The organism is Nocardia miyunensis NBRC 108239, assembly GCF_001613065.1.
Classification (GTDB): Bacteria; Actinomycetota; Actinomycetes; order Mycobacteriales; family Mycobacteriaceae; genus Nocardia; species Nocardia miyunensis.
On sequence record NZ_BDBQ01000036.1, the window covers coordinates 175,050 to 185,907 of the forward strand.

Genomic DNA, 10,858 nt, shown 5'->3' on the forward strand with positions numbered 1-10,858 from the left:
CATGACCCAGGTGCACCCCGATCCCGCGCTCGCCGTCAAACAACCCAGCGCCGCCACTCGAGCCGCCCAGCTCGACTTCATCGCCGGGCTGCCGTTCGACGACGTCCGCGATCTCGACGATTCCGCGCGCGGATTCGTCGGAACCCTCGACCCGCCGCTGATCACGCGCTCCGACGGCAGCACGCTGTTCGATCTGAACGCCTACGACTTCGTCACCGACGTCACCGCGCCGCCGAGTGTGAATCCCAGCCTGTGGCGGCACGCGCTGGTCAACAAGCCGCACGGACTGTTCCGGGTGATGGACGGGGTGTACCAGCTGCGCGGCCTGGACGTATCCAATATGACGATCGTCGAGGGCGACACCGGGATCATCGTGATCGACCCGCTGACGTACATGGAGACCGCGAAGGCCGGTCTCGAGCTGTACTTCCGGCATCGTCCGGCCCGCCCGGTCATGGCCGTGATCTACACGCACAGCCACGCCGACCACTACGGCGGCGTCAAGTCCGTCGTCGACGAGACCGACGTGCGAACCGGGCGGACGCAGGTGATCGCACCGGCGGGATTTCTGCGGGAGGCGGTGGCCGAGAACGTCTACGCCGGTAACGCGATGGCTCGCCGGGCCATCTACATGTACGGCTCGGTGCTGGCTCGCGGTCCGCAGGGGCAGCTCAACGCCGGACTGGCCAACGGTCTTCCGCACGGCGGGACCGCCTCGCTGATCGCGCCGACCGACACCGTCACCACCACCGGCGACAGGCGCACGGTGGACGGCGTCGAGATGGTGTTCCAGATGGCCCCCGGCACCGAAGCGCCCGCGGAGTTCCTCATCCACTTTCCCGCCAAGCGGTTGATGTGCGCGGCCGAGGATGCCACCCACACGATGCACAACCTCTACACCCTGCGCGGTGCGCAGGTCCGCGATGCGGCGACCTGGTGGAAGGTGCTCGACGAGACGATCGAGATGTTCGGCGCGGACACCGATGTGGTAATCGCCCAGCATCACTGGCCGCGCTGGGGCAACGCCGACGTCCTGCGATTCCTCGAACAGCAGCGCGACCTGTACAAATACCTGCACGACCAGTCGCTGCGACTGGCCAATCAGGGGTACACCATGTCCGAGATCGCCGAACGCGTCGAGCTGCCGCCCGGTCTGGCCGGGCAGTGGCACTGCCGCGGTTACTACGGTTCGGCCAAGCACAATGCCAAGGCCGTCTACCAGCGGTATCTGGGCTGGTACGACAGTCACCCCGCACATCTGGACCCGCTGCCGCCGGAGGCGTCCGCCCCGAAGTACGTCGAGTACATGGGTGGCGCGCAGGCTGTGCTGGATCGGGCTCGCGCCGCCTACGATGCGGGTGAATACCGTTGGGTGGCAGAGGTTCTCGCGCACGTGGTGTTCGCCGATCCGCGCAACACCGTCGCACGCGACCTGCAGGCCGATGCGCTCGAACAACTCGGCTATCAGGCCGAGAACGGTACGTGGCGGAACGAATACCTCATGGGCGCGAAGGAATTGCGCGAGGGCGTACACGATCTCGGCTCGATCCAGCTGGCCGGACCCGATGTGCTGGCCGCGATGACCCTGGACATGCTGCTGGACTATCTGGGCATCCGCCTGGACGGTCCCGCCGCCTGGGGTAACCACGCCGCGTTCAACTGGACGTTCGCCGATTTCGACGGCGTCGACAAGCAGTTCGCGGTCCGGCTCAGCAATGGCGCCCTGGTCTACACCGCCGAGAAGACCCTGCCCGATCCGGACGCCACCGTGTACTGGGATCGCGAGGCATTCCAGAACATCATCCTGGACACGACGACGCTCGACCGGGAGATCGCCTCGGGCGCGGTGCGGGTCGACGGGGACGTCGCCACACTGTCCGGTCTGTTCGAACTGTTCGACACCTTCCCGTTCTGGTTTCCCATCGTCACGCCGTGAATTCCGTCCTGCGTGGCACTCCCGGCGGGTGCCGCGCAGGGCATTCGGCGGATTTCCATGACTATGACCGTCGTCACCATCGCGAGTGTCACGGATGGGTGCGCTGATCTGTCCCATGGTCGACAGCGAATCGCAACCCATCGGAGGGCATCATGAACACCACCGTGAATCAGGAGATCGTCGTGCTGGGCGGCGGATACACCGGCGTGCTCGCCACCGTCCGGCTCGCCCGCCGCACCCGCCGCGCGAAGGTTCGGATCACCCTGGTCAACCCGTCGGACCGGTTCGTCGAACGGCTGCGCATGCATCAGATCGCAGCGGGTCAGCAGCTGGCGAACCGGCGTATCACCGAGTTGCTGGACGGGACCGGGGCGCGTTTCCACCGCGCGGCCGCGACCGGTATCGATCCAGCCGCCCGGCAGGTCACGTTGTCCGACGGCGCGACCCTGCACTACGACACGCTGGTCTACGCGCTCGGCAGCGCCACCGACACCGAGCGGGTGCCGGGCGTCGCGGATCATGCCTGGACGTTGAACGATCCGGTACGGGCACATCACTTCTCGGAACGTCTCACCGAACTGGCGATGGCGGGCGGCACGGTGACGGTGGTCGGCGGCGGGCTCACCGGAGTCGAGGCGGCGACAGAGATCGCCGAGAGCCACCCGGATCTGCCGGTCACGCTGGTCGCCGCCGCTGAACCCGGCTCGATGATGGGCCCCGGGGCGCGTGCCCATCTCGACCGCGCCTTCGAACGCCTGGGCATCGTCCGCCGGATCGGGGTGCAGGTGGACAAGGTGCTGCCCCAGGCGATCCGGTTGAGCACCGGCGAGCTGATCGCCTCGGATCTGACCCTGTGGACCGCGGGCGTGCGAGTGCCGCCGCTCGCAGCCGATGCCGGAATAGCCACGGACGCAACGGGTTCGGTGATCACCGACGCGACGTTGCGCTCGGTCTCGCATCCGGATGTGTACGCGATCGGCGACGCCGCGAGCGTGGTGCAGCCGTTCGGGCGGCTGCACGGCACGTGTCAGAGCGGGATGCCGACCGCCGCATATGTCGCCGATGCCATCGCGCGCAGGCTGCGCGGCCGGGAGGTCCCGCCGTTCCGGTTCGGCTACGTCCATCAGCCGGTGAGCCTGGGGCGGCGGGATGCGGTCATCCAGTTCACCAACGCCGATGACACACCCAAGCGCTGGTATCTGACCGGCCGGGTCGCGGTGCGCTACAAGGACATCGTGAGCGGCAGCCCGTGGCCGGTATTCGGCATGAGCACGCGAATGACCGTGCCCGTGCAGTTCTCTCGCGGCGGTCGCCGCACCCGGGATCGGGTATGACCGCGCGTCCGCGAGTTCCGGCGTCCGCCGTGCGCTATCCGGTAGGCATGATTCCCATGCGGGACGACACATCTCCGGAACCCGAATCCGACGACCCGTTCGCCGAACATCGACGGCTGTTGTTCGGCACCGCCTACCGGATGCTCGGCACGGTCACCGACGCCGAGGACGTCCTGCAGGACGCCTGGATCACCTGGCACGGCGCGGACCGCTCGTCGGTCCGCAACCCCAGGGCGTACCTCGTGCGAACAGTGGTCAACCTGGCGCTCAATCGTCTCACCTCCGCCCGCGCGACGCGCGAAACCTATGTGGGCCCTTGGCTTCCCGAGCCCGTGCTCACCGAACCGAGTGCCGCCGAGGAGACCGTGATGGCCGACGACGTCTCGACCGCGATGCTGGTCGTGCTGGAGACGCTGACTCCGGTCGAGCGCGCGGTGTTCGTCCTGCGCGAGGTGTTCGGCTTCTCCCATGCCGAGATCGCCGGATTCATCGAACGGCCGGAGGCGACCGTCCGGCAGATCGCGCACCGCGCCCGCGCGCATGTGCAGGCGCGGCGGCCGCGCTGTGACAGCGATGTCGCCGAGCGCCGGGAGATCACCGAGAAGTTCCTGGCCGCGGCCCACGGCGGCGACGTCAACGCGCTGATGGAACTGCTCGCCCCCGACGTCACGCTCTGGAACGACGGCGGCGGCAAGGTCACCGCGGCGCGTCGCCCGCTGTACGGGCCGGACCATGTCGCGCGCTGGATGCTCGGCGTGCTGGCCAAACCGGTGTCCGCGGGCATCCGGTTCGCGCCGGCGACGATCAACGGCGAGCTCGGTCTGCTGGTCCTGTTCGGTGAGTTGCCGGTCGGCGCGCTCACCTACGACATTCTGGACGGCCGCATCCTGAACGTGCGTTTCCAGGTGAACCCGGACAAGGTCTCCGGCCTGCGTTCCCAGACGGGACAGTAGCGGCCGCAACGCATTCCGTGGCTGGTTACCACTGTCACCCATCGAGGGCCGAAAGTCCTCGATCGTCGCGGTACACCGATATTCGGGGTGCGTAAGGAATTAATTTCGGTCTCCTCGGCTCGCGAGGAGCCGGAATCGCACTGCCGCAGGAGCATACAGATGAATATCGGATCGAGCCGCGCGACGCATCGTTCCACCGCCCGCCGATCGCTTGCACGTCGAATCATGGTGGCGCCATGGGTATTCGCCGCAATCATCGGCACCGGCTCCCTGGCCGGCCCGCCCATCGCCGCGGCCGCCCCCGCCTTCGTCTCCTGCCCAGCCCAGGACTACCAGAACGTCAGCGGCAACTGCGTCCCCCGCCCTGAAGCCGGCCCCGACGGCGGCGTCCCCACCGGCGCGACCGCCCAGTGCCGCGACGGCGAATACAGCTTCAGCCAGCACCGCAGCGGCACCTGCTCCGGCCACGGCGGCGTCGCCCGCTGGCTGTAACCGGAGCGCCGCGACTCGGGTCGCGCGGATCGGTGGCGTCCCGACATCGCTGACTCGACGCTGCCGGTCCCCGGCACACCGCTCCGCGCCGTACGGGCATCAGCTTCGAACGGCATCAGAGCGCATCTGTTCGGCCGCGACGATGTTGCTCGGTGGCGGGGACCGAGTTGCACCGGGTTCGTATCGCGGCTTCCGGGCTCGCCTGCACCTCGCAGGTGTAAACCGACGATTGCGTCCGTGGGCCTCATGACGACCAGCGCATCTCCGGCGAGCGTGATAGCGGATCTGTTTCGGGCCGGACCGTGTCGCACGTGGTCCACTCGGTTTCCCGAATCTCGGCGTCCGATCGGGGGTGCCGACGCGCTCGCGGCGGTGGTCTGGACAATCGGGGGTTGTGTGTGCGGAGGAACTTGCCCTGGATCCGGTGTCGGCGGCGCGGAGGCTGCTGGGCTCGACGATGTGGTCCGGGGAGGTCGGTGTCCGGATCGTGGAGGTGGAGGCGTACGGCGGTGACCCGGCGGGACCGTGGCCGGATCCGGCGGCGCATTCCGGGCGCGGGCGTACCCCGCGCAGTGCGGTCATGTTCGGTCCGCCCGGGGTGCTGTACGTCTACTTCAGTTACGGCATGCACACCTGCGTGAACGTGATCTGCGGGCCCGACGGCGTGGCCAGCGGTGTGCTGCTGCGCGCGGGTGAGGTGATCGCCGGGCACGAGACCGTGCGAGCCCGGCGACCCGCCGCCCGCACGGAGACAGACCTGGCCAGGGGGCCGGGCAATTTCGGCAGCGCCCTCGGAATCACCTTGGACGACTACGGAACTCCGCTGTTCGATCCGAACTCGCACATCCGGCTGGAGCTGGTCGCACCGCCCGTCGAACCGGGGGCGATCAGCGCGGGCCCCCGAGTCGGCGTGCGCCTGGAGGCCGACCGGCCGTGGCGGTTCTGGCTGACCGATTCGCTCGCCGTATCCACCTACCGCCGCAGCCCCCGCGCGCCCCAGGAGGAGACCTCCGCCTGAGGCGGCAGGGCTGTTCGGGTTGCCGTCTCGTGTCTACGCGGTGCGGACCCGGGCGGCTGGATAGGCGTTGTCCGCCGAGATCCGCGCGGCTGCGGCGACGACCGCACGGCAGGCGGCCTCGGCGGGCGAATCGCCGATTCCGATGGCCCACTGGGTAATTCCGCTGGATCGGTACTCGAGATAGGCGATCCGCGCATCCGGTCCGACGCGGTCGGCGGTCTGATGAGTCACCGAAAGCACTTCCATCGGCAGGCCCGCCTCGGTGGCCATCGTCGCCAGCGATTCGGCAGGGTCGTCCGTGTTCGCCGCGCGCTCGACTGTCCGCCCGTCCACCTCGAGCGCCAGGTGTGCGGAGGAGGCGTCGATCACGCACTTCGACAACCGGATTCGCTCGGACACCGGTGCGTACACGGTGATCAGCAACTCGCGCAGCACCGCCGCGGTCACCTCGTCCCCGGTCTCGTCGGTGAGCCGCTGGACGTGCTTCGCGAAATCGATCTGCAGCCGCCGAGGCAGCTCGATGCCGTATCCGGTGTCCAGCAGATAGGCGATACCGCCCTTGCCGGATTGGGAATTCACCCGGATCACCGCATCGTACGAGCGGCCCACATCCGCCGGATCGATCGGCAGATATGGCACATCCCAGGGGATCTCGCGTTCGGAACGACCCGCCCGCGCGGCTCGCTCGCGGTGGGCGGCGAAACCCTTCTTGATGGCGTCCTGATGAGTTCCCGAGAACGCCGTGTACACCAGATCGCCGACGTAAGGATGCCGTTCGGCCACGGGCATCCGGGTGCAGTGCTCCACGGTCCTGCGGATCCGGTCGATATCGGAGAAGTCGATCATCGGATCGACGCCCTGCGCGTGCAGATTCAGCGCGAGCGTGGCGATGTCGACATTGCCGGTCCGCTCGCCGTTGCCGAAGATGCAGCCCTCCACCCGCTGCGCCCCGGCGAGTACGGCCAACTCCGCGCACGCGATGCCGGTGCCGCGATCGTTGTGCGGATGCACCGACAGGATCACCGCGTCCCGCCGGGCCAGATTGCGATGCATGTACTCGATCTGGTCCGCGTACACGTTAGGCGTGGCGACCTCCACGGTCGCGGGCAGATTCAGGATCACCGGACGTCGCGGCGTGGCATCCCACAGCGTCGTCATCGAATCACACACCTGCAGAACGAAATCCGGCTCGGTGAGGACGAATACCTCGGGGGAGAACTCGAATCGGACGTTCTCCTGACCCCCGGCCAGCTCGAGGACGTCCCGTCCACCCGCGGTGATCAGCTTCGCCACCTCGTCGCGACTGCGGCCCAGTACCTGTTCGCGCCAGACCGGCGCGGTGGCGGTGTACATGTGGATCACCACGTCGTTGGCGATCCCCTCGACCGATTCGACGGTGCGTTCGATGAGATCGCGGCGGGCGGGGGTGAAAACGACGATGGTGACGTCCTCGGGTGCGAGGTCCGCATCGCGGATCAGGCGCACGAAATCGAAGTCGGTCTGCGAGGCGCTCGGATAGCCGACCTCGATCTCCTTGTACCCCATGGTGACCATGAGTTCGAAGAGCGCGCGTTTGCGTTCGGGATCCATCGGCTCGGCGAGAGCCTGATTGCCGTCGCGCAGATCGACCGGCACCCACAGCGGGGCCTCGGTGATCCGTGCGGACGGCCACCGCCGATCGGTGAGCGGTACCGAAACTCGTTCGTACACATCGCGATAGCGATGCGAGGGCATGGCGGACGAGCACTGGCGGTTCCAGTGGGAAGACATGATTTCGGAAGCTTTCGCGTCGAAGGACGACCGGCGCGGCCCTGCAACCCGCGGGCAGGGTGCCGGTCGATCAGACCCCGCCGCGGCGAAGGAGCAGAAGCAGACTCCGGTATCCCATGTGGCATACACTAGAGTGAAACAACTCCTCAGACAAGTAGAGAGGTGAACGGATCTTGGCGCACGTGCAGCGGCATCCGCTGGCCGCGCAGGCAGCGGAACTACTTCTGGACCGGATCCGCGCCGGAGAATGGCGACTCGGCCACAAACTTCCGGGGGAGACGACTCTGGCCGCCCAGTTGGGCGTCGGCCGCTCCACCCTGCGCGAGGCGATCCGCGAGCTCGCGGGCAAGGGAGTGCTCGAAAGCCGTCAGGGCGCGGGAGTTTTCGTCACCGCGCTGGATGTCACCGAGGAATGGGATACCGTCCTGCGCCGGACCGACATCGTCACCGTCGTCGAGGCGCGCATCGCCATCGAGGCCGAGGGCGCCGCCCTGGCCGCGAAACGTCGCACTCCCGCCGACCTGCGCGCGATGTGGCGGGCCCTGGCCGCGCGGGCCGAGCGGCACGAATCGGTGGAGGATCTGGTCGACGCCGATACGGCCTTCCATCGCACGGTCGTACTGGCCGCGCACAACGATGTGCTCACCGGAATGTTCGACGCCTTCGTCCCGCGCCTGCGTCACGCCATGATCGATATGTTGCGCATCCGCCCGCTGGCAGACGAGCAGGCCGACCACCATGCGCACGAGATCCTGCTCGAGGCCATCCGCTCCCGTGACACCGCCGCTGCCGCGACCGCGAGCCGGGTCCACCTCACCTCCCTGAAGGATGCGTTCACATAAGGCATTCCGGCCGCCGATGAATTTCCCGGGACCGCCTCGTCCTATCGAGCAAGCGCGCTCGACAGCACTCCGGCAACCCGAAGGACATCGCATGACCGCAATCGCCCACTCCGCCCCGACCACCGGCACGATCCGCAACCGCATTCTGTGGACCCTGCAAATCGTGCTCGGCCTCTTCTTCATCATCGCCTCCGGCCTGCCCAAACTGCTCGGCGAGGCCACCGCCGTGCACGTGTTCCAGCAGATCGGCTGGGGCGAGTGGTTCCGCTACCTCACCGGTGCGGTGGAGGTCGCCGGCGGCCTCGGCCTGATGATCCCGCGCCTGACCCGCGCCGCCGCGGCCGGTCTGACCATCACCATGATCTGCGCCGCCGCCACCCAGATATTCCTGATGCACGCCCCAGCCACGGCGATCTTCCCCCTGGTCCTGGCCGTCATCTTCGGCTGGATCGTCACCGAGCGCCGCTGATCCCGCTCACCGAGCTCGCCGCCGATCATCCGCATCGGCGGCGAGTTCGTCGGCTGTTTCGGGGCATGCCGTGTTACTCGTTTCCGACGAACGGGATTCCGGGACCACAGGGAAATCGGTGTCGAGTTCGCTGTCGGGGGTCGCGGCTTGCTGAGTCTCGCGGCTCGGCCCCGTGTCCTCGGGACGCAGCACCTGGTGCCGAGGGTCGATCGGCAAGTGTGTCCGTCCGACGACGATCACCTATCTGGCGGTGGTGATCAACCCGCGTCGGCACGTCGTCGATCTAATTCGCTCGACCGCGACCCCGGTGCGGACGCACACTCGGTGACGACCTGTCTGCGGGCGAGCCGTGGACGTGCGGAAAGATGGGATGGCGTGAGCGAGCTTGCGAGTGAACGATTGATACAGCGCGCGACGCGCACGCCGGAGTCGAGTGTCAGCGAGGTGCAGGCGTGAGCGTCGACATCATCGATGAACTGACCTGGCGTGGGCTGATCGCACAGTCCACCGATCTGGATGCCCTGCGTGCCGAGATCGCGAAAGGGCCCATCACTCTCTATGCGGGCTTCGATCCGACCGCGGCCAGTCTGCACGCGGGCCATCTGGTTCCCCTGCTGACGCTCGCGCGTTTCCAGCGGGCCGGGAATCGGCCGGTGGTGCTGGCCGGCGGCGCGACCGGTCTGATCGGCGACCCGCGCGACGTCGGCGAGCGGGTGATGAACTCGACCGACACCGTCGCCGAATGGGCCGATCGGATTCGCGGCCAGCTCGAGCGATTCGTCGATCTGGACGATTCGCCGACCGGCGCGGTCGTCGCGAACAACATGGAATGGACCGGGCCGCTGTCGGCCGTGGACTTCCTGCGCGACGTCGGCAAGCACTTCTCGGTGAACGTCATGCTCGCCCGCGAGACGGTCAAGCGCCGCCTCGACGGCGACGGCATGTCCTACACCGAATTCAGCTACATGTTGTTGCAGGCCAACGACTTTCTGCAATTGCGCCGCAACTACGGGTGCACGTTGCAGGTCGGCGGATCCGATCAGTGGGGCAACATCATCGCGGGCGTCGAGCTGAACCGGCGCGTCGACGGCGCCCAGGTGCACGCGATGACCACACCGCTGGTGACCTCCGCGGACGGCAAGAAGTTCGGCAAGTCCACCGGCGGCGGCAGTCTGTGGCTGGATCCCGAGATGACCAGCCCGTACGCCTGGTACCAGTACTTCGTGAACACCGGCGACGCCGACGTCATCCGGTACCTGCGCTGGTTCACCTTCCTCGATCGCGAGGAGCTGGCCGAGCTCGAACTCGCCACACAGGAGCGTCCGCATGCCCGCGAGGCGCAGCGCCGGCTCGCCGCGGAGATGACCACCCTGGTGCACGGTGCGGCGAATACCGCCGCGGTCCAGCTCGCCAGCCAGGCCCTGTTCGGCCGCGGTGACCTGGCAGAACTGGATTCCTCGACGTTGTCGGCGGCGCTGACCGAGGCGGCGGGGGAGAACCCTGTCGCCGCCGCGTCCGACGGGGCGACGATCGTCGACCTGCTGGTGGATTCGGGATTGTCCGAGAGCCGGGGGGCCGCGCGTCGCGCGGTCAACGACAACGGCGTCTCGGTGAACAACACCCGCATCAGCGACCCGGAGTGGACCCCCGCCGAGTCCGACTACCTGCATGGACAGTGGTTGGTACTGCGGCGCGGCAAGAAGAGTTTCGCTGGAGTTCGCCGGGCGGTCCGTTGACGGTCGGCATGACCTGAGTCACAATCATGTGACTCAGGTCGGCGCGGGCTGTAATCCCGGCGCTCTGACGTGCGTAAACGCCTGGTGTCTTGGGGATTTGACGTTCAGTTATCCGCCACGTAACTTATTCCAAGTCAGAGCGACACGGACTCCGACCCGGGCCTCAGGGGCCAGGGAAACGAGGTAGGACGAGGAGCGCCTGACGCCATGCGCAACCGATCTTGATTCCGAGCTTGACTCTGGGGTCTCGAGTGGTTAGGCTGGAAAACCTGCCTCCAGAGAAGGTCGAGTAATCGGCCGGATCTTCA

The 10,858-nt window shown here is 67.5% G+C and carries 9 protein-coding genes; 8 read left to right on the forward strand and 1 reads right to left on the reverse strand.

What is annotated here, in order from left to right; translation table 11 throughout:
* Position 1 precedes the first annotated feature (1 nt).
* The 5 genes from NM2_RS15355 to NM2_RS15375 all read left to right on the forward strand — a co-directional run bounded on the left by NM2_RS15355 (position 2) and on the right by NM2_RS15375 (position 5,733).
* The gene (locus NM2_RS15355) at positions 2–1,936 is read left to right on the forward strand and encodes an alkyl/aryl-sulfatase (protein ID WP_067669010.1); all 1,935 of its coding nucleotides are present in this window, start codon (positions 2–4) and stop codon (positions 1,934–1,936) included.
* A gap of 152 nt (positions 1,937–2,088) precedes the next feature.
* Complete coding sequence (locus tag NM2_RS15360) at positions 2,089–3,270, forward strand: NAD(P)/FAD-dependent oxidoreductase (RefSeq protein WP_067669013.1); 1,182 nt, start codon at positions 2,089–2,091, stop codon at positions 3,268–3,270.
* 56 nt (positions 3,271–3,326) lie between these two features.
* Entirely contained in the window at positions 3,327–4,223 is an 897-nt protein-coding gene (locus tag NM2_RS15365) for an RNA polymerase sigma-70 factor (protein ID WP_174575637.1), read from the forward strand.
* 159 nt (positions 4,224–4,382) lie between these two features.
* Positions 4,383–4,715 carry a DUF3761 domain-containing protein gene (locus tag NM2_RS15370; protein ID WP_084531011.1) on the forward strand — a complete coding sequence of 111 codons (333 nt, stop codon included), beginning with the start codon at positions 4,383–4,385 and terminating at the stop codon, positions 4,713–4,715.
* A gap of 394 nt (positions 4,716–5,109) precedes the next feature.
* Positions 5,110–5,733 carry a DNA-3-methyladenine glycosylase gene (locus NM2_RS15375; protein ID WP_067669016.1) on the forward strand — a complete coding sequence of 208 codons (624 nt, stop codon included), beginning with the start codon at positions 5,110–5,112 and terminating at the stop codon, positions 5,731–5,733.
* Positions 5,734–5,766: 33 nt separating this feature from the next.
* Here NM2_RS15375 and NM2_RS15380 read toward each other — a convergent pair whose 3' ends face one another.
* Positions 5,767–7,467, reverse strand: a complete 1,701-nt coding sequence (locus NM2_RS15380; RefSeq protein WP_067669018.1) for a 2-isopropylmalate synthase — start codon at positions 7,465–7,467, stop codon at positions 5,767–5,769.
* Between the two features lie 206 nt (positions 7,468–7,673).
* Here NM2_RS15380 and NM2_RS15390 point away from each other — a divergent pair, with 206 nt between their 5' ends.
* From NM2_RS15390 to tyrS, 3 genes are all read left to right on the forward strand, one after another.
* A complete protein-coding gene (locus NM2_RS15390; protein ID WP_067669023.1) occupies positions 7,674–8,345 on the forward strand; it encodes a FadR/GntR family transcriptional regulator in 672 nt (223 codons plus the stop codon).
* A gap of 91 nt (positions 8,346–8,436) precedes the next feature.
* Complete coding sequence (locus NM2_RS15395) at positions 8,437–8,814, forward strand: DoxX family protein (RefSeq protein WP_067669025.1); 378 nt, start codon at positions 8,437–8,439, stop codon at positions 8,812–8,814.
* A gap of 452 nt (positions 8,815–9,266) precedes the next feature.
* The gene (gene tyrS, locus NM2_RS15405; protein ID WP_067669029.1) at positions 9,267–10,550 is read left to right on the forward strand and encodes a tyrosine--tRNA ligase; all 1,284 of its coding nucleotides are present in this window, start codon (positions 9,267–9,269) and stop codon (positions 10,548–10,550) included.
* Positions 10,551–10,858 lie beyond the last annotated feature (308 nt).

Bases quoted from the DNA above. Each gene is read 5' to 3' on its own strand.
- NM2_RS15355 (WP_067669010.1), top strand. From the start codon at position 2: ATGACCCAGGTGCACCCCGATCCCGCGCTCGCCGTCAAACAACCCAGC.
- NM2_RS15360 (WP_067669013.1), top strand. From the start codon at position 2,089: ATGAACACCACCGTGAATCAGGAGATCGTCGTGCTGGGCGGCGGATAC.
- NM2_RS15365 (WP_174575637.1), top strand. From the start codon at position 3,327: ATGCGGGACGACACATCTCCGGAACCCGAATCCGACGACCCGTTCGCC.
- NM2_RS15370 (WP_084531011.1), top strand. From the start codon at position 4,383: ATGAATATCGGATCGAGCCGCGCGACGCATCGTTCCACCGCCCGCCGA.
- NM2_RS15380 (WP_067669018.1), bottom strand. From the start codon at position 7,467: ATGCCCTCGCATCGCTATCGCGATGTGTACGAACGAGTTTCGGTACCG.
- NM2_RS15395 (WP_067669025.1), top strand. From the start codon at position 8,437: ATGACCGCAATCGCCCACTCCGCCCCGACCACCGGCACGATCCGCAAC.